Source organism: Porifericola rhodea (assembly GCF_030506305.1).
GTDB classification, from domain to species: Bacteria; Bacteroidota; Bacteroidia; order Cytophagales; family Cyclobacteriaceae; genus Catalinimonas; species Catalinimonas rhodea.
Window position 1 is genome coordinate 3,782,730 of the sequence record NZ_CP119421.1, and the last position, 26,076, is coordinate 3,808,805.

A 26,076-nucleotide genomic window follows, 5' to 3' on the forward strand; every position below is an offset into this window, starting at 1 on the left:
GTATGGGCAATTTCGCATTTGTATTAAGGTTACTTTTGGTAGCCATGTCTTTGGCTACGGCCTGGGCAGTGCGCGGGCAGTTTGGTCATGAGCACGGAGCTGCCTGGGCTGGGGCGATAGGGGTATTGGCTATAGTGATATTAAGTAAAAGGCAGGACTGGCTCCGGAGGTTACCCGCCATTGTGGCTCTGGGAGCCATAGGCTGGGGTGCAGGTGGTATGATGAGCTACGGAAAGGTTGTAGGTTACGCTAAAAGTCTGGATCTGCTTAACGTGACCTATGGCCTGTTCGGCCTGTTTATCATTGGTGCGCTTTATGGCTTTATCGGTGGGGGACTTAGCAGCTTGGCATTAGCATCTACTGAAAGCAAAAAAGTAAAGTGGGCATCACTGATAACACAAATGGTGGCAGGTGCTTATCTCATCTGGGGCATACTCATCTATCAGTTGGAATGGCTAATGACGCCGCCCCGCTCTGAGTTATGGGCAGCTTGCCTGGGTGCAGCTATGGCGCTTGGGTGGTATGCCTATCGTAATGCCTATCATGCCAGCTTCAAAACAGCTATGTATTCCGCACTGGGAGCTGGATTCGGCTTTGCATTTGGTAACTTCTTACAGGTACTTGGCCCTTATACCGGATTGGAGTTCAACTGGTGGAATGTAATGGAGTACAGTTTGGGTTTCTTTGGAGGTTTGGGCATGGCTTATGGTGTATTTTCATCAGAATGGGAAGAGAGCCAGGTCGCAGATAATGCAGCTAACATCATTGGGTGGGTTTTCCTTATTATTCTACTTCCTTTAACAAATATTATTCAGGCTTTTTCCTACGAAAAGCTACTGAGCCGAGGAAAAGTGCTCAGCCCGGCAGAGCCTGAAGCCTTTGTGCAGTTAGAGTATATACTGAGCTGGGGAAGCTTATTGCTGTTAGGAGGTTTTGCATTCTTTTATTTTAAGAGGTCTGTACTTACACAACAGGATTGGAGTAGTAAACAATTACTACTGCTGTTTGTGCTTTATCTCGGGTGGTATATTTTCTTAAGCAATATTATGGGAGGGATATGGTTAAACGGAGGAGGTACCAAAGAATATCTCTACTGGGCCAATCTTGTTATCATTAGCCTGGGATTAAGCTACTCCTTTAATTGGAACAAAAACTATCAGCCATATGGCACATCTTATAGCTTATGTTGGCGGCTGGCAACTACCACAATACTGATCCTTTTTGTACTGAGCCTTATTTTAGTTAACACACACGGCGACCTTCCGGGGGCTCAAAAAAGATTTGTGTTATGGGAGTAGAGTTTAGATCACTTGACCTGCTTACATTAGGGGTTTATCTGGCTACTATGGCCGGGCTGGGAGTGTATTTCTCCCGGAAGAATGATAGCACCGAAGATTACTTCGTAGGTAACCGATCTTTTAAAGGATGGGTAATCGGGCTTTCTATGCTCAGTACCTCTATCAGTTCTATTACTTTTCTGGCTTTTCCGGCAGCAGCCTACACGCTAGACTGGCGACAGCTCATATCTAACTTAATGCTTCCTCTGGCGGCGGTGCTGGCAATTGTAGTATTTATTCCTTTTTTCCGAAGGGGTAAGCTTACTTCAGCCTTTGAGTATCTGGGTGATCGTTTTGGGCCAGTAGCCCGGCTTTATGGCACTGTTAGCTTTCTCATTCTACAGATCATCCGCATTGGGCAGATATTGTTTCTGGTAGCCATACCTGTCAACCTGTTTACGGGTATACCAATTACTACTACTATTATGTTGGTAGGTGTGTTCATTGCGTTTTATACCGTGGCCGGGGGTATAGAAGCTGTTATCTGGACTGATGTAATTCAGGCCATCGTGCTCTGGATAGGGGGATTAATCTGCCTGATATTGATGATAGATAAGCTGCCCGAAGGTATATCTCAGGTCTTTAGTGTAGCGGAAACCCACGAGAAGTTTAGCATCGGCAGTATGGAATGGAACCTGGGTGAACGTACTTTCTGGACAGTAGCCCTATTGGGTATTTTTCACTTTTTAGGCATGTACTCCAGCGACCAGAATATCATACAGCGCTACGTAGCCACTCAAAGTACACGTGAAGCAAAAAAAGCGACACTAATCTACTCAGTAGTAGCTTTGCCTACCTGGTCTTTGTTCTTCTTTATCGGTACTACACTATTTGTATTCTATACGGTATTTCCAGAAACATCTGTAGCCAGTCTGGAAGCCGATCAGGTATTTCCTTACTTTATCCTTAGTCAGCTGCCAGCAGGAGTATCAGGCTTAATCATAGCTGCCGTATTAGCAGCCGGTATGTCTACACTGGATTCCAGTATCAATGCTATTTCTACAGTAACGGTAGTGGATATTCTGAAACCGTACTGGATGAAAGGTAGAGATGATAAAACCTATTTGAGAACTGCCCGGTGGATTGCGATAGGCGTATCACTACTAATGATGGGCGGCGCCTTTTTCTTTAGCGTCATAGAAAAAGAAAGTATTAACGATATCAGCTGGATAGTAGCCTCAGTATTTGGAGGTTGCCTGGTCGGCCTGTTTATGATCGGTTTCTTTACCACCCGCGTTGGCTATAAGGCGGTGCTTCCTGCATTACTACTTTCAGTACTGGTTAATCTTTATCTGGGTTTTAGCCTTACTGGCTGGCTACCTGAAGTAATAAGCATGGACATTCAGGCCTATTGGGTAGGTGTAATTGTTAACCTGCTTTTCATGGCTTTGGCCTATATTTTCAGTTTCTTTATCAAAAATAATAAAGAGCTGGATGGGCTTACGGTCTGGACTACCCTTACAGCCAAGGATATTAATTTAGTTGAAAAAAATGCACGAGAATCAAGTATACAATCTTAGGGGAATTGTTCCCCCCCTTGCTACTCCACTCCATGATCAGGATACCTTAGATCAGGCTGGGTTACGTAAGCTTCTAAAGCACGTAATAGATGGGGGAGTACAGGGCATATTTATGTTAGGCACTACGGGCGAAGCCCCTAGTCTAAGCTATCACTTGCGTAAAGAAGTAATAGAAGTAAGTGTGGCAGAAGTAAGCCGGAGCGTACCTGTACTGGTAGGTATAAGTGATAGCAGTCTGTCAGAAGCGATAGCATTTGCCCGTTTCGCTGCTCAGGCTGGTGCTTCAGCGGTAGTAGTAGCTCCTCCTTTCTATTATCCTGCTACCCAGCAGGCTTTGTACGATTACGTAATACAGATTTGTGCAGCTGTGGACATTCCTCTTTATATCTACAATATTCCCAGCCATAGCCCCCATGCTTTTTCTCCAGAAACCATAGTTCGTCTCTTAGAGCACCCCCAGGTAGCGGGCTATAAAGATAGTACCTGTAGTATGATGGCTTATCATCAGCTGAAATATAAGCTGGGTGCAGACTTTAAAAAGACCTATCTGCTAGGCCCTGAAGAACTCCTGGCAGAGTCGGTAATGCTGGGAGCGCATGGCGGCGTAAATGGTGGTGCAAATATCTTTCCTAAGCTGTACGTACGCCTGTATGAGGCAGCAGTAAAAGGAGATACCGCTCTTATGAACGAACTTCATCAAAAAGTAATGCAGGTCAGCCAGAACCTGTATCAGGGAGGTAAGACTGTGATACAGGGCGTTAAGTTTGCGCTGGCGGAAAAAGGCATCTGCCAGGAGCAGGTAGCTCTTCCGCTTGTCTCACTAAGTGCGGAGGAAAAAGAGAATATGAGAAGCTTTTTGCACAGCTTTGATGCCGAACTTTAAATCCAAACACTATGGAGTACAATAAAATACATACACTACCTTCTCTGTTAAACGAATTACAGAAAGAACGTAACGCGGCCAGGAAGGTCGTATTTACCAACGGCTGTTTTGATATACTGCATCGTGGACACGTTACCTATCTTAGAGAGGCACGCTCTTTAGGCGATCTACTGGTTATCGGCTTAAATACTGATGCCTCCGTAAAGAGACTTAAGGGAGAAAGCCGTCCGATCAACCAGGAAGATGATAGAGCTTTTATACTGGAAAGTCTGGCTTGTGTAGACTATGTAGTCAAATTTGAAGAAGATACCCCCCATGAGCTATTATCTAAAGTGCAGCCTGATATACTGGTAAAAGGTGGTGACTACAAACTGGAAGATGTGGTAGGTAGGGAGTTTGCCAAAGAAGTGATCCTGATAGATTTTGTAGATGGCTACTCTACCACCAAAACCATTCAGCAAATGCAAGAAAAGGCTTAGTTCCTTAGCTTAATACTACCCCGAGTCTACCGCCCAGATTACCGCTCATTACTTGATATACAATATCAGATCAGGGAAATCGGGCTACAGACTCCGTTTCCTATGAATTATAAATCTACAAGCATGAAAACTCAAACTAAGCACATATTTCAGTCCATCAGTGAGTTAAGGGTAGGGGTGATAGGGGATTTTGCCATAGATGTGTACTACCCTCTGGACAAAAATACTGGTGAAATATCTTTGGAGACAGCCAAGGAAGTGCATCGTGCAGGTAGCTGCCGTACGTATCTGGGCGCAGCAGGTAATATTGTTCAAAACCTGAATGCTTTAGGGGTAAAGCAAATTCATACTTTTGGTTTGTTAGCCAACGATCTTTGGGGGCGTGAACTATTATACCTCCTTCAGGACAAAAAGGTGAATACCTCAGGTATGTTATTTCAGGAGGAAGGCTGGAACAGTTGCGCCTATGTAAAACCTATGCTGGGCAAAGAGGAAGATAACAGGCTAGACTTTGGTTCCTATAATCAGCCTGACCCAAAAAGAAGGGAAGCGGTATTTCAAAAGTTAGAAGCTCAACTACCTCAGCTGGATCTGCTTATTATTAATCAGCAGTTTGTGCGCCCCTTACTGGATGAAGAAGCAGTAAAGTACCTCAACAATCTGGTAGAGCGCCATGCTCACTGTCTTTTTGCCGCAGATATGCGAAATGTAGCTTCAGGTTTGAGAAAGGTCCTGCTAAAAGCTAATACCAAAGAAACCGCACGCATTCTGGATACGCTACCCTTTGACGAAAGGGATGATGCTGAATGCGAACAAAAAGCAGCTGAACTGAGCCGACACCTGCAAGCCCCGGTACTGCTTACCCGAGGCGAAAATGGTATGATGTACCACAATACTAAGCAAATCTACAGCATACCTGGTGTCTGGCACGATGGAGAAACTGATGCGGTAGGGGCAGGAGATACCGCAATCAGCACTTTTGGTGCCTGCCTGGCGGCAAAAGCTGATATCTCTACCGCATTACAACTCGCAAACCTGGCTTCTGCCATTACGGTAACCAAGCTACAGCAGACCGGTACCGCAAAGCAGGAAGAAATTGAAAAGTTATCACAAAATTGTACTTATATCTATCATAGCTTTCTGGCGGCAAATCCTGGTAGAGCAACTTTCTATGAAGACTCAGACATAGAAATAGTAGAAGAATTTGAGCGTAGTAAAAAGCCAAGGTTTATTGTCATGGATCATGATGGTACTATCTCTGTACTTCGTGAAGGCTGGGAAGAGCTTATGCATGATATGATGCTCAGGTGTATTACCGGAAATGAACTTTCATCCCTTAAACCTGAAGAGCGTACTACTCTTTCTACCAAGATTAATCAGCTGATTAGCCAGACTACCGGTGCTCCAACTATAGTACAGATGGAAGGTCTCCTTGATATGGTCATCAGGGAGGCATATCTGAAGTCTGATGAAGCAAAGACCGCTGAAGAATACAAAGCCATGTATCTGGAGTACCTCAATCAGCATGTAGAAGAAAGAATCCTCCGCTTCCAGAAAGGTGAGCTACACCTGCATGACTTTACGATTAAAGGAGTGAAGCATTTTATACAGCTGGTACGCGACCGATCCATAGGCCTCTATCTGGCAAGTGGAACAGATGAGGATTACGTAGTCAAAGAAGCTACAGCTTTAGGTTATGCTGACTCTTTTAATGGCGGGATACACGGAGCCAGACCCGACGGAAAGAGTGCAAAACGAAAGGTGCTGAGCCACCTTACTGAAACCCTTAAAGTCAGTGGAGAAGAAATCATCGTAATAGGAGATGGGCCTTCAGAAATTCGCGAGGGCAGAAAAGTTGGTGCCCTGTGTGTGGGTATTGCTTCTGACGAGCTCAGGCGTCATGGGCTTAATCTGCACAAGAGGGAAAGGCTTATTCGTGCCGGGGCGCACATCATTATACCCGACTATGCACAGCTCAACCTGCTGGAACAATTATTACTAAGCCCTGACTCACTTAGCGTGGCTACATCCTAATCGTATAAACTCATGAGAATTTCTTTAGTACTTATTAGTATGCTCTTCTTTTGTACAAAAGTAGAAGCGCAGACCTATGCCGAAAAGTTAGGCTGGAATGCCGGACAGAAGCTTCTGATTATGCATGTAGATGACGCAGGTATGTCCTACGACTCAAATCAGGGAGCCATACAGGCGATGGAAAAAGGAATAGCCAATTCGGTCAGTATTATGATGCCCTGCCCCTGGGCGGCCAGTTTTGTAAAGTATGTGAAGAATAATCCTGCTACCGATGCTGGCCTGCATCTCACCCTTACCTCAGAGTGGAAAGACTATCGCTGGCATCCTCTATGCGGCATTCCGCAGGTACCCGGGCTGGTAGATGAAGAGGGCGCAATGTGGCATACCGTAGAGCAGGTGGCTCAGCATGCCTCTCCCGATGAAGTAGAGCAGGAGATACGGCAGCAGGTAGAGCGTGCTCTCCGTCTGGGGTATCGCCCTACCCATCTGGACTCCCACATGGGTACACTCTTCGCAACAGAAGAGTTTTTGCAGCGCTACATCAGGGTAGGAGTAGCTTATGATATACCTGTTATGTTACCAGGAGGGCATAATACTCTATTAAAACAGGGGTACCGAGAAAAAGCTATTGAAGCACTTCAAAAACAAGGTAAACACCAGGAGGGGATGGATGTGCCCCTGCCCGCAGCGGTAGATAAGGCAGAAGCCGTAGGAAAAATGGTATGGGAGGCAGGGCTTCCTGTTCTGGACGATCTGCACCTGATCAGTGGAGACTGGTCATTGGCAGAAGGAGTAACGCACAACGAAGTCAATATCCATGAGCTTAAAGTGCGGAAATTTAAAGAGCTTTTTGAGCAAATGCAGCCCGGCATTACAATGGTTATCGTACACTGTACTGATCCTACTGAAGTGTTTCCGAAAATCTCTGGCTCCGGGCTGTCTCGTAAAGGTGACCTGCTTGCGATGATAGACCCCAGGCTCAAACAATACCTCCAAGACAATAATATACAATTGACCACCTGGCGAGAACTTAAAGAAAGAAGGGATCGCCTTGCTAAGTAAAACCATCAATTTTAACAACAGCTATGAAAACTTTTTGCGTGTTTGTAACACTACTGCTATCTATTGCCCATTTACAGGCCGAGCCTGATTTGCCTTTTAAGCAGCCTGTATCTGTAAAGTATAAGCTATCCGACGAGCTTAAAGGAGCTCAGCTCCAAAAAGTAGTGGTAGACTACGATGATGTAGTTCATGTGTTGAGCAACAAAGGCTTGCTCAGAATTATAGACCAGCAGCTGGTGTCCGATATCACTTACCGGCCACTGGCTGAGCGTAGACCTCTGGATATCTGTATACAGGAAGAAACGGGCTATCTCTATTATTTGTATCCCGACAAGTTTCTGACGAACGCGCATGCTGGTATCCCTTATGGCAAGCTCCCTGATGCTCAGTATAATAAGATAGCCGTAAATCATAAAGGAGAAGTCTTATTACTGGGCAATAAGGCTATGGCTATTCACGCTAATGGAGTATTTACCAAGCTGAAGTCGCCTGCCAATCAGGTTCAGGAAGTGCATGTGCACAGAGGACAGTTTTATCTGCTTACGACCCACGAAATACTGCGCCTGGAGGGAGAAAAGCTTAAGGTCTTGCACAAAGTAAAAGACGCCAACAGTATCGTATTTAGAAAAGAAGAAATTGTGGTAGGTACCGACAATGGCTATTATGGCATTTCCTGTCTGGATGGTAGCCATACCTTTGAGGTTTTTAACCAGGTACCAGTACCCCATATCACTAAACTAGCTACTACAAATGACGGACTTTGGGCAGCAAGTCCTCAGGGAGCTTTTATGCGACAGGCTAATGGTAAATTCCGCTACTATGCTTCTAAGCGCTGGCTGGATAAGGATGAAGTGCTTGATCTGGCTGCTGATAGTCAAGGAAATATGTATTTAATGACTGAGCAGGGGCTGAACAAAGTAGAGTTCAGGCTACATACCCTGGCAGATAAAGCTGATTACTTTGAAGAAAAAATTCGTCAGCGGCATATGCGCTACGGCTTTATAGCTGAGCTGAGACTTAAAGAAGCAGGAGATATTACTACAGCAGAGATGATAGATACTGATAATGATGGCTTGTGGAGTTCTTTCTATCTGGGAAGTCAGGCTTTTCGTTATGCTACTACTGCTGAAGCTAAAGCACGCCGTAATGCCTGGGAGTGTTTTGAGGCTTTTGAACGAATATTATCTATCAATCAGCTTACTGGTTTTCCTTCCCGCACTTTTGAGCGCAAAGGTTATAAAGTATCTGACCTGGAGCGCTGGCGCGAGTCTCCCGACCCCGAATGGGAGTGGAAAGGACATACCAGCAGCGATGAGTTTGTAGCCTACATCTATATCGCTTCCATCATGGATGAGTTTATTGCCGAAACAGAAGCAGAAAAGAAAAGAGTAGCAAATTTTATTGATGCAATCCTCACCCACATCATAGAAAATGACTACTATTTTGTGGATATAGACGGAAAGCCCACCCTCTGGGGCAGGTGGAACCCTGAATATATCAACTGGTACCCGCCTTCGGTGGTAGACCGTAAGCTGGGCAGCCTACACCTTATCGCTGGCTTGCAACTGGCCTATGACCTGAGTGGTAAAGAAATCTTTAAAGAGGAAGCCTTTCGCATGATGGAAGAGCATGGCTATCTGGAAAATATTAAAATTCCAATGGAAGAGATCAGGTCTACGCCGGGCTATGTTTATGAGGGGCATAATATGGGAGAAGGTTCGTGGAACCATTCTGATGATGAAATGGCGTTCCTGACCTATTGGGTGCTTCATCGCCATGCTTTTAACGACAGCCTGAAACAAATCTACGAAGAGGCAATACAAAATCACTGGGCTATAGAGCAACCAGAACGTAATGCTGTCTGGAACCTGGTGACTCTGGGCACTGAGGGCTCATTTGACGAAGCATCTACGCTATGGTTTATGCGTGATTATCCTATGGATTTGGTTCGGTATACAACAAGAAACTCACACCGCAAAGACCTTAACTTTCTGGAGCCAAACTTCCGCAACCAGCTAACTGCAGAGCTTCTGCCTGCTGCGGAAAGACCCATCATTCGGTTTAATGCTAACCCTTTTAAGATGGATGGCGGGAGTGATGGACGCAGAGAGCTTACCGGTGCGGAGTACCTGCTACCATACTGGATGGCACGCTACTACCATATTATTGAAGAATAGAAACCTAAAGTATTACACGGCCTTTCAGATATGAGAAAACAGTTTTTATCATTTGCCACTTTAATTCTGATACTGTATAGCTGCCAGCCAAAAAATGAAGAGGCAGATGTCCCGGATGCGGGAAGTCCGTCTATGGTAGAGCAGATTATTTTTCCAACCCAGCCTGAGCATACGCATGGCCCTACAGTCGTAGAGTTGAGTAACGGAGACTTGCTGGCAGCCTGGTTTCAGGGTTCTGGTGAACGCTGGGCTGATGATGTGCGCATTATGGGCGCCAGAAAAAAAGTTGGCGCCAATGAGTGGTCCTCACCTTTTGTGATGGCAGATGCGCCAGGCTTCCCCGATGTTAACCCTATGCTTTTTGTAGACCAGCAGGATCGCCTCTGGCTGATGTGGTATACTGTGCTCGCCAACCTTTGGGAAACCTCATTGCCCCGCTACAAAATCAGTGAAAACTATACTGCTGATGCTGCTCCCGTCTGGACATGGCAAGATAACGTACTGCTAAAGCCGGGCGGTAAAACAGAAAGAGGCATACAACCTGATGATCCTTTCGTACAGGCTGCCCAGCAGCAGATAAAAGCCTATGAGCCGTATTTTAAAGATACTTTGCTGAGCACCTTAAGTGCTGAACAACAGCAGGACATACTGCCCAAATGGGAAGCCTACAAAAGTAAGCTGGACAGTCTGGCCAGAGGGCAGAACATGCTACGCAATGGGAGAATCTACGAAGGCGAAGAAACACGCTCCGCTGAACTGGGCTATCCGCTGATGCGCCGTATCGGGTGGCAAACGAAAAATAAACCTTTTCTAATGGGAGACAGAATCATTGTTCCCCTCTATTCTGATGGCCTGGACTGCTCTATCTTTGCTTATACAGATGATGGTGGCCAGCAGTGGGAAACCAGCAATCCAGTAATAGGGGGTATAGGTATACAGCCTACAATACTGCAAAAAAATGATGGCACTCTGGTTGCATACCTTCGCGATAATGGCCCCCCTCCCTATCGTATGCAATATACCGTCTCTAAAGACAGCGCTAAGCACTGGTCTATTCCAAGAGATGCTGAGTTGCCGAATCCTGGTGCAGGCTTTGATGGAGTTACACTTAAAGATGGCAACTGGCTAATGGTGTATAATGATACCGAAGATGGCAGGCATAGCCTGGCACTGGCCCTCTCCGAAGATGAAGGAAAAACCTGGCCCTGGATCAGACATCTGGAACATGATACCCGAGGAGAGCAGGCCACCCAAAGCCATTACCCCGCCATTATTGAAGGGAAAGATGGACGAATACATATGGTTTACAGTTACTTTCACAATGATCAGGAGGGCAGTGCTAAGACTATCAAGTATGTGAGCGTATCTCCAGAGTGGGTAAAAGAGGAAGCTAACTGATGCTTGCTAAATTTAAAGCCTCATACCAAGTATAAATGAGATACATTAAAGCAGCGGTAATACGATTAGCGCTGCTTTTTTTATGATAAGCCTGTACAAAGTGCTAAGTTGACTTAACAAACTCATTAACTGAACTCTTTATTAAATATGCACGAAGAATACCAGGCTAAAAGAGACTTTACAAAGACAAAAGAGCCGCAGGGCAACTCTAGAAAAGGGAATGATCTTTGCCCTATATTCGTCATACAAAAGCATGCGGCTTCTAATTTGCATTACGATTTCCGTCTAGAGATCAGCGGTACACTCAAGTCGTGGGCCGTACCCAAAGGACCAAGCATTGATCCTTCAACCAAACGTATGGCTATTCCTACTGAAGACCATCCAATAGACTATGCCTGGTTTGAAGGTACTATACCCCAGGGTGAGTATGGTGGTGGTACGGTTATGATTTGGGATAAGGGAACCTTCGTAAATATTAATAAAGATAAAAACGCTGCCGAAATCTCGCTTGAAGAGAGCTATCAGCAGGGAAGGATAGAAGTGCGAATAGAAGGTAAAAAATTACGGGGCGGCTTTGCCCTGATAAAGATGAAGAGCGGCAAAATGGCAGGCAACTGGTTACTTACCAAAATGAAAGATGAGTTTGCCAATCCAGATTACGATCCTGTTCAGTCTGAAACCTTAAGCTCAGAAAGTGGACGAAGCATGGCAGAGATAGCAGCACAGGAGAGCTAAGCAATTATCGCAAACGAATTTTCTTGCGCTTGTTCTCCTCAAATACCTCATTGAGCATCAGTCTGGTCACTTTGTTATTATCCAACTGATATACCAGGTAAAACTCCATATCTGTTAGGTTAATAAAAGATGAGTAAAGTGTGCCCCCCAGCTTACCCTCCTGGTTGGCACGTGCTGGCTGGGCAGCTCCTGCCAGCGTATTACCTACATTGAGCAAATCAATATCAGTAACAGAGTTTTCCATCTGCTCAATGGCCTGTTCAATAGCCTGGTATCTTGGGCATACTACGTCATCGTCGGGAGTAGTACTTAGATGAAAATTTGTCATCGTCAGGTGAGTACTCTCTTCCAGCCATACTAATTGCTTTTTCCCTCTTACCCATTCTACCACTACGGCTTGCCCATTCTGGTCACCCAACATCATGTGAGCATTATTGAGAGCAATTTTTCTACTTTCCAGAAAGTTAAGGGCTTCCTCTACGTTTTTGCAGTTGGCCAGTAGTTCATCACCCAGATTTCCTTTAGGCGGGTGGTAGCCTTCTGGTCTCTCTTCTTCAGGAGTAACAGCTCCATCAAAAAACAGCCCTGCTTCGTTGATTCCCCCTTGAGCAAAATCATCCCAGCCGTACCATAGCCGGGCTAGCTTGTTCTTTTTTGCTGGTATTACCCGAAGGTAAGCCTTGACATCATACCAATAGTCTTCATGATTGGCTACGTAAATCTTTCCGCTCTTCTTGTCTACATAATAGAGTACCGAACAAGCCACCAGATTTATGGTAGTTATTACCAGCAAAGCTGGGATAAGAAAAAGTATTCTGAACATAGGCTTTAGTGTAAATTGTGTAGAAAAGGCGAAAGTTAATTTACCCGGTAAAGATAGACGATAAAGGTGATAGTTTTACCTGAAAGAAGAACCAGCACTCCTGCAACGTTTAATATTAGCTTTTTCAGATTTGCACTATCTATTGTCCTCATTTTCTGTGTATATTGAAGGAAATAAACTGTGTGAAACAACCTGACTATTTATCATGAAAAAAACTGATACTACCCGGAGAAAATTCTTAAAGAATGCTGCGCTTGGCACTGCTGGTGCGGGTTTAGCTACCGCATTTTCTGCTAAAAGCTACGCTAACATTATAGGAGCCAACGACAGAGTGAATGTGGGTATTGTAGGCTTTTCCAATCGTGCCAAAGGCTCGCTCATTCCTGCCTTCTTAAATCACTCCAATGAGCTTAACTTTCGCTTTGTAGGTGTCTCAGATATCTGGAACCGCCGTCGCGACGAATGCCAGGCCTTTTTTAGCGAATACGATCTGGAAAAAATTAAGGCCTATCGTAATAATGAAGAGCTTTATGATAGCAAAACAGTAGATGCCGTTATCATTAGTACCGCAGACTTTCAGCATGCCCTGCATGCCAAAGAAGCAGTAGAAGCCGGATGCGATGTGTATTGCGAGAAGCCCTTTGGAGAGTCTATGGAAGATATTAAGGCTGGGCTGGATGCCTGCGAAAGCTCAGGCAAAGTAGTGCAGATTGGCTCTCAGCGTAGAAGTGGTGCTAACTATCACGCAGCTTCTGATTTTATCAAGTCTGGTAAGTTTGGCGACATTACTATGGTAGAGATGACCTGGAACGTAAACCAGCCCGGCAGATGGCGCCGTCCTGACCTGGTAGCTAATATTCGCAAAGAAGATACGGACTGGGATCGCTTCCTGATGAATCGTCCCAAAGAGGCCTGGGATCCACGTAAATATCTGGAGTATCGTTTGTTCTGGCCCTATTCATCCGGTATACCCGGCCAGTGGATGTCGCACCAGATAGACACAGTACACTGGTTCAGCGGTTTGGACCACCCTCGTAGCGTATCTGCCAATGGTGGTGTATACATGTGGAATGACGGACGTAAAAATGCAGATACCATGACTGCGGTTTTTGAGTACGGCCCTGATGATGATCTGTCTAAAGGTTTTCAGGTTGTGTACTCTTCCCGTATGCACAACTCTGCCGGTGGTGTTAAAGAAATTTACTTCTCAAACGCTGGTACACTGAACCTGGACAATAACACAATTTCACCTGAAGGCGGCCTGACCGAACGCCATGCCAGCGCAATGGGAATGGAGCCCAACCTGCTACCAGAGATGAACCTGGCCGACGCTGCTAAAGTAGAAACTTCTGCGAATACGGGGGTAGATAATATGACCTCTGCGCATATGCGCAACTGGATGGAGTGTGTACGCGATAGAAACGTAAAGACCAACGCCCCGGTAAGAGTAGGCTATAACCACTCAGTAGCTAACATCATGACAACCACTGCCCTGCATACTGGTAAGCGCGTTACTTTTGATGATAAGAGCCAGATGATAGTTCAGAGCTAATGTGTATTCAAGGGCGGTAGAAATTTCTACTGCCCTTGAAATATACCATTTGATTCTGTTCTACGTTAAATACCTAAAATTACTACACGAATTACTATGAAAATCTCCCTTACATTCTTTTTTGTGGTACTGGCCTATGCCTTATTTAAGCATGGCATACAGCTACCCGATAGCGTACCGGCGGGGAGTACCGAAACTATGAACGACCATAAGGTTCGTCTGATCCATCAGCAGGAAGAAAACAAAGTAGATGTGATGATGGGAGATGAGCTTTTTACTTCCTATATCTATCCTGAGGATATGGAAAAGCCTGTGCTCTATCCCGTCAATGCGCCAGGCAATATTACATTAACCCGCGCTTTTCCACTGGAGGCCAGGGCCGGAGAGCGCGTAGACCATCCACACCATGTGGGCATCTGGATGAACTATGGCGACGTGAATGGACTGGACTTCTGGAACAACTCATACAACATACCGCAGGAGAAGAAGGAGGGCTACGGTAGCATTCGCCACCGGGAAGTAATACAGGCAAGCAGTGGCGATGAAGGTACTCTACAGGTAAAAGCCGACTGGCTTAATAATGCTAACAAAAAGCTTCTGGAAGAGCAGACTACCTTTCATTTTCGCGAAGTGGAGGGTGTTCGCATTATCGACCGTATTGTAGTACTTAAAGCCCAGAAAGAAGCTGTGCAATTTACCGACAATAAAGAAGGCATGCTGGCCATACGTGTTACCCGTGCACTGGAAATGCCATCGGAAAAACCTCTCAAACTGACCAATGCGCAAGGTAAGCCTAGAGCCGAAGCTGTGCTGGACAATACTGGGGTAAATGGAAATTATCTGAGTAGTCAGGCTATAGAAGGTGAAGAGGTGTGGGGAACGCGAGCCAAATGGATGAAGCTCTATGGTGAGATAGAAAATAGCCCGGTAGCTATTGCCATTCTGGACCATCCGGAAAATCCTGGCTATCCGACTTACTGGCATGCGCGTCCGTATGGGCTTTTTGCTGCCAACCCTTTGGGGCAAAAGGTCTTTTCTGAAGGAGAAAAAGAGCTGAACCTAAAGCTTAATCCAGGTGAAGAGGTGATCTTCCGTTACCGTATGCTTATTTCGTCCGATGATGTGTTAAGTAGCGAAAAGCTCAATAGCCTAAGCAAAGATTTTGGTCAGGTGCTTTAAAACACCAACAAGCTATATGTTTTTTACTCAGCCTCAATTCGTTTGGGCTGAGTTTTTTTGTCCCTGACTTTTTTCTGACAGGAGCAAAGCTATGCGCCCCATACTCTCAATACTATTGCCTATCTTTGCTACTTTACACACCTAGATCATCTCAATGGAAAGAAAGATAGTCACCTTCGGAGAGGTTTTGATGAGGCTTACGCCAGAAAACTATGCCACTTTTGCTCAGGGCAAGTCACTGAATATGGAGTTTGGAGGAGGAGAGGCAAATGTAGGAATTACCCTGGCGTATCTGGGGGAAAAAGCTACCCACATTACTGCCTTCCCCGATAATTATTTAGGGAAATCAGCGACTCAGTTTTTACGTCATCACTGGCTTACTACTGATACCATTCAGTACATAAAAGGCAGAATGGCACTGTACTTCGTAGAAAAAGGGGCCGTACACCGCCCCAGCCGGGTTGTGTATGATCGTGATGCCACTGCTTTTGCGCATATAGAAGAAAGCACCTTTGACTGGCAAAATATACTCAAAGATGCCCACTGGCTGCACTGGACTGCCATTACCCCTGCTATTGCCGATGGCCCAGCCAAATCTCTGAAAAAAGCTTTGGAAGTAGCGAGCAAACTGGAAGCTAAGGTATCTTGCGATATTACCTATAGAGAGCAGCTTTGGAAAGACGGGCGGCAACCCCATGAGGTAATACCAGAACTGCTCATGCATGTACAGGTATTAATGGGTAGCCCTTTTGACTTTTCTAAAGCACTGGGTAAAGAAGAGCTGGCTGCTATGCCCTTTGAAGATGCTGCCAAAATAGTAAAAGAACTTTACCCTAACATAGAAGTAGTCGCTGACAAAATTCGCGATACCAAACATGCTTCACACTTTACCATAGAAGGAGTGATGTGGAATGGAAGCGAAAAGATTAGTACCGAAGTCATTGATATACCACAGGTAGTTGAGCGTATTGGTTCGGGCGATGCTTTTGCAGCAGGTCTTATCTATGGGTTGCTCCACTATCAGGATAAGCGTGAAGCCCTGCGCTTTGCTGCCGCTACCTGTGCGCTCAAACATACCCTGGAAGGTGACATCTGTCCCCTTAATCTGGATGATGTAAAGCGTGTAATGCAGGGTAATAAAGCCAATATCTTACGATAAAATATTATTATCAATTAAGCGCATTAGTATTAATCTCATTATCAAAGCCTCAGCTGACTTGTGTTGCCGGGGCTTTTTTTTATGTCTGCTTGCCAGTCACGGACTAAACTACAAGTCAAAGCATATTACTAAGCTTATGATCTGATAATTAAAAGAATAAGCTTACACCACTATGCTGCAGTCTGTCTGGAGAGGTAATGAGTAAATCCATGTTTGCATGATATTCGTAAGTAGTTAGCATTATTTATATAACATGTGCAAATATGAATATTGAAGTCAACGCTACTGCGCCCCTCTTTGAACTTACAGATATGTACGGAAGAGAAATTAAGCTGGCAACTTATAAGGGGAAAAAGGTATTTCTTGGGTTTTTCAGGCATGCTGGCTGCCCTTTCTGTAATCTAAGAGTCCACGCTCTAACCAAAGTACATCAGGAGCTTAAGGCAAAAGGCATGGAGATGATCTTCTTCTTTGAGTCCAAAGAGTCTGTATTGCAGAGAAGCAGCTTCCATCAGGAGGTATCCCCTATACCTCTAATCTCTGATCCACAGAAAATATGGTACGATACCTATGGACTGGAAACCTCAGGTTTAAAGTCTTCTATTGGGCATATCACTTCTTTTGCTAAAACTGCCATACAGGCTAAACTAAAAGGCTTACCCTTACATACTATGGCTGATGGTGAATCTATTAGTACGATGCCTGCTGAGTTTTTGCTGGACGAAAATCTTATCATCCGTAAGCTCTATTATTCACAAAGGTTGAGCGATCGTTTTGCGATGGAAGACATCTTCTCTTTTGCGGAGCAGAGCAAAAGCCAGGTAGCTATTCATTAAGTACCTCGCTTTTTAGCTATTAATTTTCTATAGGTATGTACTAATCGTAAGTGAGGAAGCAGAATACTACAAACATGTGTCTGTGTATAGTTGTTTTGTGTAAATTAAGCGCTCAAAGCAAGTACACTCGTTCATGGACAAATATCAGCTCAAATACCTGAAACTCCTTTCTAATACTTACCCTAATAGGGTAGAGGCTTCTAAAGAGATAGTCATGCTCAGCTCTATCCTGAGCCTGACCAAAGGTGCTGAAATATTTCTGAGCGATATTCACGGGGAGTTTGAAGCCTTTCAGCATCTGATGTATAATGGCTCAGGTATTATTAAGCAAAAGATCAAAGAGCTGTATGCAGATGAGCTCTCAGAGCAGAAGATTAACCAATTGTCTTCCCTGATCTATTATCCGGCAGAAAAGCTGGAGCTGATTAAAAAGCAGAAACAGGATATGGAAGGTTTCTACAAGCAAACGCTCAGCTACCTCATCCATATCACGCGTGATTTTGCCTCCATTTATTCTAATCGCAAGCTCAGGAAGCTACTTCCTGAAGGCTTCAGCCACATCATACTGGAACTGGTGGCGGAGCGCGAAGTAGGCGAAAAATATAGCTATTATGACCATTTATTGTCCAGCGTTATCTCATTAGGCCAGGCTGATCAGCTGATAGGTGAATTTTCTCGCTTTATCCAGATACTCTGCATCCACAAAGTACATATTATAGGTGATGTATATGACCGTGGACCGGGAGCTGAAATTATTATGGATGAGCTTATGCGCCTACATAGCGTAGACTTTCAGTGGGGCAATCATGATATTGTCTGGATGGGAGCAGCTTGCGGTTCAGAAGCCTGCATGGCAAATGTGCTGCGCCTCTCACTGAGGTATGGTAATACCGATACGCTGGAGAAAGGGTATGGCATTCATTTGATGCCTTTAGCCTCTTTTGCCATTGAGCATTATAAGTCTGATGAAGGCATTGTGTTTGACCCCAAAGTAGCCCCCGATGATAGGTTTAATGCTTCGGAGCAATGGCTTAACCGACTAATGCATAAAGCGATTTCTATTATTCAGTTCAAACTGGAAGGACAGCTAATTAAAAGAAGGCCTGAGTTTAAGCTGGAAGATCGTCTGCTCTTACACCAGGTAAACTATAGTGACTATAGTATTCGGTTGAACGGAAAGACTCATGCTTTGCAGGATAAATTCTTACCTACCATCAATCCCGAAGATCCCTATGCCCTTAGCTCAGAAGAGGTAGAGCTGATCAAGCGTCTAAAGTCTTCCTTCTTAAAAAGTAAAAGGCTGCAACAGCATGCTCAGCTACTGTTTGAAAAAGGCAGCATGTATACTGTTACTAACCAGAACTTACTCTACCACGGCTGTATTCCCCTTACGGCAGAAGGAAAGTTTAAAGAAGTAGATTTAGGTAAAGGAAAGAAGCAGGGTAAAGCACTGATGGATTTTTTTGATCAGGAGATGACTGTAGCACGCTCCGGTACTAAGGGCTCCAGTGAAAAGTCCTATGCCCTGGATTTGATCTGGTACCTATGGGCCGGGCCACTATCTCCACTATTTGGAAAAGACAAAATGGCTACCTTTGAGCGCTACTTCCTGAACGATCCTGAAGTACAAAAAGAGGTAAAAGACCATTACTACACCTATCGCGATAACCCTGCTAGTTGCGAAATGATACTAAAAGAGTTTGGCCTGGATAATGATGATGCGGTAATCTTAAACGGACATGTACCGGTATCGGTAAAAAAAGGGGAAAGCCCCGTAAAAGCCGGAGGCCGCTTAGTAGTTATTGATGGTGGCTTTGCCAAAGCTTATCAGCAGCAGACGGGTATTGCTGGCTATACGCTCATGCATAATGCTTTTGGCAGGCAACTGATCGCCCAGCAGCCTTTTGAGTCACGGAAAAAGGCAATTGTAGAGGAGCTGGATATCGCCTACAGCGAAACTATTCTCAACCAGAGTGAGCATAAACAAAAGGTCAAAGATACCGAAGATGGGATCAGGATTAGTGAGAAGATCAGCGATCTGCATGAGTTGTTGAATGCCTATGCCAGCGGCTTGCTCCGAGAGAGACAATAACTACGCTCGCTTTATTTTCTTCTAAATGGGCATTGGCTTATACTGATCGCCCGCTTTTATACAGCGATACTCAGGTGCTGACACTAAAACTAATCTTAGGTATATACTAGGGAATACCCCTTTTTTTTGCTAGCTTATAAAAAGCATATCAGCCTCTCTTCCTGCCAAAGCAAGCAATTTTCAGACTCATCCTACGAGTCTCACTATTGGTGAGTTTTCGTGCATTGTACAACATCAAACCATAACTTTTGTATCATGGCATTCACTAATCAATCAGACCTGTACGTGGCAGTACACGATGAAGGTATAAACCGTGTGGTTCGGCATATACAGCGGCAGCGACCTTCCCTGTTTAACTACGGTACAGCCTTTATACAGGCTAATCCCGAACTTTTATGCAAACCTATTGATGCTGCGCCTGGGGTGAGCACTCTCATGACGGTACAGCCTCCTATTCCGCTCTTTGGGGCTGAGCAGATGGGCCTAAACTACTGTTTCCAGTTTACAGCTTTTGAAATTGACTTTCATCCGGGAAATGAGTTTGAGCTACCTCCAGAACTTCATCCACCATTGCCGGAGCAGCGCTTTGCTTTCCGTGCCAGCCTCTGTGGGGGCATTGGCTGCCCTTCACGCGAAGGGCGTTTTATACTAGACCTTTTGCTTAAGCATAAAAAAGTTCTTAAGAGAGAGCTACAGTCTGCTAGCAGAGGAGGAGCTACGAACATGCTTACCTATAGCGCGCAACCCCTCAGAGTAGCAGATAGCAGCTTGAGCACTCATAGGCGCATAAGCCATGAGGTGCAAAACTATGAAGTACTACGACCGCTAGACCCAGCCGAGCTCTTACGGCCGCAGGAGGATAGGATAGAGGTTTTTCCTACACAAAGCATTTCTTGCTTTTGCCTGAACCTCTTTGCCAAAGGCCGTTCTTCTATACATCCGCTCAATGAGCTGTTCAAGCTGGAACTGGATGGAATAGAGATCGTAGACCTAAGGCCGGTAGGATTGGAAAACAGCCTGGAATGTTATCTGCTATTGGTAGCTAATCATGGCATCTTTCCTCAGGTAAATGAAGCTGTGTCCAACTTATTGTTTAGTAGCGTACAATTGGGTGAGCTAGGTAGCCTTCGCCTGGGCGCTCCGGCTGAGGTCGCTCATAACCCATCCATAGAAGAGCATCAGCTTAAGCTCTTTCTCAATGTAGACGAGATTAGCCTTGACATCCCACCATTTGAAATCAGTGAATCCAGTAGTGAGTCTCCTGAAATTGTCAGGACAACGAAGAGCAGGCTAAGAAATGGGCCCGCTCATATTACCGTTGCCCTTTCTGAGAACCTGTTTCAGCGGGTCTTCGCTCATGTGCGCGACAGCCCCAGCTTTCACATTAGCGGAGAGCGTACTATTGCCGATGGTGGACTGGGCAAAGTAGTAGCTGATTTTGATATCCGCTTTCACCTACAAAATGGGCAGCTTACTTTTAATAACAACAACACCATCAAAATTGATGAGCTGGATATTAAATGGGACAAACTGAGCATTCGCTTTAAATTTGATATTAACGAAATCTGCACACCTCGGGTGTGTATACCTTTTACGAACATATGTACTCCGCAATGGTGTATTTTTGAGAGTGACTCCGATTTTGAGATACCTTTGAATATACCCGCTATTTTTACTTCTGAGCTAAGCCTGACAGTAAGCCCCAAAGTATACTATGGCACTTCTCCTGTCAATCAGTGGCTGGTATATCTGGAGGCCGGGCCTATAGATATAGACCTGATAGATGTATCTGATACCATTGGTGATCTTTTGGATAATGCCATAGCCACCATAGTAGACGCATTGGGCCTACCAGACTTTGTAGAAGATATACTGGGCGTATTTGCCGATGTCATTAGAACATTGCTGGATATTAGTGATGATGCGGGAGAGTGGATCGCAGATCTGGTCTTTAATACCTTCGGTATAAGCTTTGGCATCAGTGAGTTGCTGGCAGGTAAGCTACTGGACAAAACACCTATCCTGAAGCTTCCGGACCCCTTGGTGGTAATGCCGGAAGAGACCGGCCCACCTTTACTCAATGCGGTAGGTATCCCTATTGAGTTCCTTAGTGCAGAGGTTAATACAGATGAAATGGTATTGAGTATAGACATTAAAGAATAAAGCTATGCGACTTAAAATAAACCGAGCCTTACTTACCCGGCAGCAGTACGAGAGTGCCGCAATTAGCCCTCTGGTATCTGTTGTCCATAAGTTTACAGAAGCAGGGCATTACAAACTGATGGTGCTGGCTGGTAATGAGCTAAACCGGGTAGGCATCATTGATCTGGAAGTTAATGAAAATGCTGCGCCCAGCCAGCAGAACATCAATCTGGAAGCTGTAGCTAAAGAAAAGTTTTCTAAAGCCAACCTTATTGCTTTCCGAGTGCATCCTTCCAAAGCCGTTGTGTTTTATGCTTCTTCTGGTACACAGCAGTACAGTGTGCTTGCCTATAAAATGGATAAAGGAGAGGAGGTAAGAGTATTTGACAGCCGTCAGCTACAGGAGGGAGACTTTTTTGTCGCTAACCCATTGGCTAGTGGAGTTTATCAGTTTTCTTCCAGCAGTGGCGCCAAAGGAGAGCTGAGCATCAAACGCAAAGTAGGTAGGGCCTTGCCCAGCCAGGGTGTGGTGATAGAGTGTACGGATAAAGCTTTTAGTCCTAATAAGGTGGAAAGCGAATTTCTACAACCTATCTTCTTTATGATAAAGACCAAAAAGCCGGTACGTATTAGTATGCAGTTCGTCAAACGTTTGGAAGAAAACAAACCCAGACGGACTGTACGAAAGAAAAAGAAAAAGTAAATGAGTATTATTCAATGCCCCTGACTGTGCTCACGCCTGGTTCGGGGGCTATTTACTTCTATCCCCTCTTAGTAGTATAAATACCCTATGGCATCGTAGGCTTAATCTGTATATTTGTGGTTTAACCAATCTTAAGCCAGGAATGAAATTGATGCTACACACCTTATCTTTTCTTTTGTTCTTTCTGCTAAGCTTGCCAATAGCTTTACAAGCACAGAAGAAATCACTTAACCACGAGGTATATGATGAGTGGGAATCTATTGATGCCGCGGATATCTCTAACAACGGACAGTATGTGCTCTACGAAATTAATCCCGAGCAGGGCGATGGCGTACTGCATCTGCGCAATATGAAAAAAGATGAACTGAGCCATTATGCAAGAGGTACTAAAGCTGCTTTTACTTATAATAATGGGTTTGCTGTTTTTCATGTGCAGCCCCAATACGATAGCCTGCATCAGGCAAAGCTGGATGAGGTGAAAGAGGAAAAGCTTCCTAAAGATTCGCTATTTGTTCTTAAGCTAAACGATAATCAGCTATATACTCATGAGCGGGTAAAATCATACAAGCTGCCCAAAAAGGCAGAAGGCTGGCTGGCTTTTATGCTGGAAGAGAAAGTGGCTGAAGGAGATACGCTACAGGCAGATAGTACGGCAGCCGAAGATGGCCTGATGGCAAGCATGGCAAAAGGTAAAGACAAGCCCGAAGGCAATGAGCTAGTCATCCTGAAGCTGGAAAGTATGGAGGAGCAGCGCTTCGCGCAGGTAGGGGAGTATCTGATCTCTGAAAATGGAAGCCGAATTATTTTCAGCACTTTCAAAGACTCTACTCAGAGTGCCGGAGTCTTTGCTTTTGATACCCAAAGCGAAAGCCTGAGTGTGCTGGACAGCGGAAAAATTAGCTATCAGCAGCTAGCCCTTAGCAAAGATGGAGCAAAGGCCGCCTTTTTAGCCAGTGAAGACAGCCTGAAAGCAGAAGAGAGATACTTCAGCTTATACCTCTATGATAATGATATAAAGCTGGTAGCCGATACTTTAAGCGATGGCTTGCCCCAGGGCTGGATGCCCAGCGAACATCGTATGCCTTTCTTTTCTGAGCAGGGCGATAAGCTCTTTTTCGGTACGGCCCCTCGCCCACAGAAGTATGCCTACGAAGAAGATAGCACCTTGCTGGACGATGAGCGTGTAAAAGTAGATATATGGTCATGGCAAGACCCGCTCATACAGCCTATGCAAAAGCTACAGGCTGAGGAAGAGAAAAAGCGTAGCTTTCTGGCGCTGTACAAAACAGAAGATGAGGAAGTACTACAATTGGCAGATGAGGAGATGCCTGAAGTACGCTTTGATCCCGAAAAGCGACTGCCTTATGCCCTGGGCTTTAGCGACCTGCCTTATCAGCAGCAGATGTCATGGGAGTACCCTTTCCGTAGAGATGTTTACCTGCTGAACCTGGAAGATGGCAGTAAAAAACTCATTGTAAGCGCTACCCACGGCTACCCTTCATTATCACCAGGGGCTACTTATGCCTACTGGTATGAGGCTGCCGATAGCAGCTGGCTAGCCTATGAGATCAGTAGTGGAAAAACGATTGAGCTAACCCAAGGTATAAACGTGAACTTTTATAATGAGCTGCACGATACCCCATCTTTACCAGGAAGCTATGGCTCCGCCGGATGGACTGATGGTGATGAGCACTTTCTGGTATATGACTATTACGATATCTGGAAGATTAACCCTCAAGACCAGTCTGCCAGCAACCTGACCGATGGCTATGGCAGAGCTCATGAGCTGGCCCTTCGTTATCAGCAGCTGGACCCTGAAGCCTACTTTATTCCCGCTAATGATGAAATACTGCTGGAAGCTTTTGACCGACAGTCTAAGCAGAGCGGCTTTTACCAGGAGCATACGGGCAGGAAGCGTGAACCACAGCCGCTGCTTATGGATGATTATGCTTTTCGCTTTGTGCAAAAGGCTAAAAACGATGATGCCTTACTATTTCGCAAGTCCAGCTTTCAGGAGTTTCCAGACTTATGGCATACAGGCCTTAACTTCAAAAATCCTGAGCAGTTGAGCCATGCTAACCCTCAGCAGAAGGACTATCTCTGGGGTTCTGTAGAGCTGGTCTCCTGGGTGTCTTCTGATGGAGTACCTCTGGATGGTATGCTGTACAAGCCGGAAAATTTTGATCCTGACAAACAGTACCCTATGATCGTCTATTTTTATGAAAGAAATTCCGACAACCTGCACCGCCACTGGGCTCCGGAAGCACATCGTTCTATCATCAATTTTACATTTTATACCAGCAGGGGCTATCTGGTATTTGTTCCTGATATCGTATATAAAGAAGGATACCCGGGAGAGAGCGCACTCAATGCAGTAGTTTCCGGTACGCTACATATCGCTGACAAAGGCTTTGTAGATAGAGCGCGCATTGGCCTTCAGGGACATAGCTGGGGAGGTTATCAGGTGGCTTATCTGGTAACCCAAACTAATATGTTCAGGGCAGCGGAATCTGGTGCACCGGTGGTAAATATGACTTCAGCTTACGGAGGTATTCGCTGGGGATCGGGCATGAGCCGTATGTTTCAGTATGAGCGTACACAAAGCCGTATTGGCGGCACCCTATGGGAGTACCCGATACGCTATATAGAAAATTCCCCTCTCTTCTTTGCAGATAAAATTGAAACCCCTTTGCTGATACTGCATAATGACCATGATGGAGCAGTACCCTGGGAGCAGGGCATAGAGTTTTTTGTGGCCCTACGACGACTGGGTAAACCTGCCTGGATGCTCAACTACAATGATGAGCCCCACTGGCCTTTAAAATACCCGAACCGTAAGGACTTTGCCCGACGGATGCAACAGTTTTTTGACCACTACTTAAAAGATGAACCTATGCCCGAATGGATGGAGAGTGGTCTACCCGCCAAGCTTAAAGGTAGAACCCTGCGTTATGAGCTGAGCGAAGAGTAGGGCTAGACAGCCAATAAGCCTGTGCTGCATAGTTCTATACCAGCCCATTTACTTTTGTTTGTATACAGCAACAAAGGTGGATGGGCTAATTGCTTGACAATGAGTAGATAAAGTGTTAAATTTTATAAGCACCAAAACTACAGGACTATGAGCGCAATCATGAAACTCAACAAATGGGCCAATGCCCATACCAATATTGGTTTTGACATGCTCCGTATCTGTCTGGGAGCCTTTCTCTTTTATAAAGGAGTGGACTTTATGGCGCATACTGAGCTGATTATAGGGGTACTCAATCCCGTAGATACTTTCGGCTGGACCATGATAATTGTGCATTATCTCACTATGGTTCACCTTTTTGGAGGGCTGCTCATTGTCATAGGGCTGCTTACCCGCCCTGCTATATTGCTACAGGTACCCATATTGTTTTCTGCTGTACTGCTTAACTTTGTGGGAGAGATGGTTCCTGAGAATTTTATACAGGCGCTGATTGCTCTGTTGTTATCATTGTTCTTTTTGGTTTATGGGTCAGGTAAGCATTCCGTAGACTATACTCTTAAAATGAGAATGTAAACTGCTGCCCTGGGTAGCAAGTATAGGAGGCTAAGTCATGCAAGGGCTTAGCCTTATTTTTTGTTAAAAGTGTCAAAGCCTATGCTGAGGGTAATGCATCTGATTACTTTACAAAACAGGATGTGTGCCGTAAAGGCAAATAAAAGTTGGAAAAAAGGCCCTGAAAATGGTGATATAGCTCCTTATATGTGCCAGTGAGTCTACAGTTTGCTAAGATCTGTGAAGTGATATTATTTTATACAAAGACTGAATATCCTACTTTGGTATAAAGCAGTGTATGAAAAGCATCGGAAGTAAATGTTCACCAACAGAAGAGTCACTTTTATACCTATGCTAAGCTTATGGGATTAAGCTGATAAGGCTATGGAAGCCTCTCAAGAGATGTAGGATTAGGCTTTGCTTTTACTTTTATATGGATTGGAAA

Annotated in this window: 19 protein-coding genes; 18 read left to right on the top strand and 1 reads right to left on the bottom strand. The window is 45.0% G+C overall.

The window, feature by feature from the left end:
• Positions 1 to 2: 2 nt before the first annotated feature.
• The 9 genes from PZB74_RS15575 to PZB74_RS15615 all read left to right on the top strand — a co-directional run bounded on the left by PZB74_RS15575 (position 3) and on the right by PZB74_RS15615 (position 11,625).
• Entirely contained in the window at positions 3 to 1,298 is a 1,296-nt protein-coding gene (locus PZB74_RS15575) for a hypothetical protein (RefSeq protein ID WP_302237706.1), read from the top strand.
• Entirely contained in the window at positions 1,289 to 2,857 is a 1,569-nt protein-coding gene (locus PZB74_RS15580) for a sodium:solute symporter family protein (RefSeq protein WP_302237708.1), read from the top strand. Before PZB74_RS15575 ends, PZB74_RS15580 begins: the two co-directional genes overlap by 10 nt.
• Complete coding sequence (locus PZB74_RS15585) at positions 2,829 to 3,740, top strand: dihydrodipicolinate synthase family protein (protein WP_302237711.1); 912 nt, start codon at positions 2,829 to 2,831, stop codon at positions 3,738 to 3,740. Before PZB74_RS15580 ends, PZB74_RS15585 begins: the two co-directional genes overlap by 29 nt.
• Positions 3,741 to 3,751: 11 nt before the next feature.
• A complete protein-coding gene (gene rfaE2 / locus PZB74_RS15590) occupies positions 3,752 to 4,219 on the top strand; it encodes a D-glycero-beta-D-manno-heptose 1-phosphate adenylyltransferase (protein WP_302237713.1) in 468 nt (155 codons plus the stop codon).
• Between the two features lie 123 nt (positions 4,220 to 4,342).
• Entirely contained in the window at positions 4,343 to 6,253 is a 1,911-nt protein-coding gene (locus tag PZB74_RS15595) for a PfkB family carbohydrate kinase (RefSeq protein ID WP_302237715.1), read from the top strand.
• Positions 6,254 to 6,265: 12 nt separating this feature from the next.
• Positions 6,266 to 7,315 (top strand): polysaccharide deacetylase family protein, encoded by a 1,050-nt coding sequence (locus PZB74_RS15600; protein ID WP_302237717.1) that lies wholly within the window; start codon positions 6,266 to 6,268, stop codon positions 7,313 to 7,315.
• Between the two features lie 23 nt (positions 7,316 to 7,338).
• Positions 7,339 to 9,492 carry a hypothetical protein gene (locus PZB74_RS15605; RefSeq protein ID WP_302237720.1) on the top strand — a complete coding sequence of 718 codons (2,154 nt, stop codon included), beginning with the start codon at positions 7,339 to 7,341 and terminating at the stop codon, positions 9,490 to 9,492.
• 30 nt (positions 9,493 to 9,522) lie between these two features.
• Positions 9,523 to 10,890 (top strand): sialidase family protein, encoded by a 1,368-nt coding sequence (locus PZB74_RS15610; RefSeq protein ID WP_302237722.1) that lies wholly within the window; start codon positions 9,523 to 9,525, stop codon positions 10,888 to 10,890.
• A gap of 147 nt (positions 10,891 to 11,037) precedes the next feature.
• Positions 11,038 to 11,625 carry a DNA polymerase ligase N-terminal domain-containing protein gene (locus tag PZB74_RS15615; RefSeq protein ID WP_302237724.1) on the top strand — a complete coding sequence of 196 codons (588 nt, stop codon included), beginning with the start codon at positions 11,038 to 11,040 and terminating at the stop codon, positions 11,623 to 11,625.
• 4 nt (positions 11,626 to 11,629) lie between these two features.
• Here PZB74_RS15615 and PZB74_RS15620 read toward each other — a convergent pair whose 3' ends face one another.
• On the bottom strand, positions 11,630 to 12,448 hold the full coding sequence (locus PZB74_RS15620; RefSeq protein WP_302237725.1) for a carcinine hydrolase/isopenicillin-N N-acyltransferase family protein: 819 nt from the start codon (positions 12,446 to 12,448) through the stop codon (positions 11,630 to 11,632).
• Between the two features lie 205 nt (positions 12,449 to 12,653).
• Here PZB74_RS15620 and PZB74_RS15625 point away from each other — a divergent pair, with 205 nt between their 5' ends.
• The 9 genes from PZB74_RS15625 (at position 12,654) to PZB74_RS15665 (ending at position 25,652) form a co-directional block, all read left to right on the top strand.
• The gene (locus tag PZB74_RS15625) at positions 12,654 to 14,000 is read left to right on the top strand and encodes a Gfo/Idh/MocA family oxidoreductase (RefSeq protein WP_302237727.1); all 1,347 of its coding nucleotides are present in this window, start codon (positions 12,654 to 12,656) and stop codon (positions 13,998 to 14,000) included.
• 96 nt (positions 14,001 to 14,096) lie between these two features.
• Complete coding sequence (locus PZB74_RS15630) at positions 14,097 to 15,179, top strand: DUF6807 domain-containing protein (RefSeq protein WP_302237730.1); 1,083 nt, start codon at positions 14,097 to 14,099, stop codon at positions 15,177 to 15,179.
• Positions 15,180 to 15,333: 154 nt separating this feature from the next.
• Positions 15,334 to 16,338, top strand: a complete 1,005-nt coding sequence (locus PZB74_RS15635) for a sugar kinase (RefSeq protein ID WP_302237733.1) — start codon at positions 15,334 to 15,336, stop codon at positions 16,336 to 16,338.
• A gap of 263 nt (positions 16,339 to 16,601) precedes the next feature.
• Complete coding sequence (locus PZB74_RS15640; protein WP_302237737.1) at positions 16,602 to 17,174, top strand: redoxin domain-containing protein; 573 nt, start codon at positions 16,602 to 16,604, stop codon at positions 17,172 to 17,174.
• A gap of 133 nt (positions 17,175 to 17,307) precedes the next feature.
• Complete coding sequence (locus PZB74_RS15645; RefSeq protein WP_302237739.1) at positions 17,308 to 19,266, top strand: fructose-1,6-bisphosphatase; 1,959 nt, start codon at positions 17,308 to 17,310, stop codon at positions 19,264 to 19,266.
• A 255-nt stretch (positions 19,267 to 19,521) separates the two neighbouring features.
• Positions 19,522 to 21,429 (top strand): hypothetical protein, encoded by a 1,908-nt coding sequence (locus PZB74_RS15650; protein ID WP_302237741.1) that lies wholly within the window; start codon positions 19,522 to 19,524, stop codon positions 21,427 to 21,429.
• A gap of 4 nt (positions 21,430 to 21,433) precedes the next feature.
• A complete protein-coding gene (locus PZB74_RS15655; RefSeq protein WP_302237744.1) occupies positions 21,434 to 22,111 on the top strand; it encodes a hypothetical protein in 678 nt (225 codons plus the stop codon).
• Between the two features lie 142 nt (positions 22,112 to 22,253).
• A complete protein-coding gene (locus PZB74_RS15660) occupies positions 22,254 to 25,082 on the top strand; it encodes a S9 family peptidase (protein WP_302237746.1) in 2,829 nt (942 codons plus the stop codon).
• 147 nt (positions 25,083 to 25,229) lie between these two features.
• Positions 25,230 to 25,652 carry a DoxX family protein gene (locus PZB74_RS15665; RefSeq protein WP_302237748.1) on the top strand — a complete coding sequence of 141 codons (423 nt, stop codon included), beginning with the start codon at positions 25,230 to 25,232 and terminating at the stop codon, positions 25,650 to 25,652.
• Positions 25,653 to 26,076 lie beyond the last annotated feature (424 nt).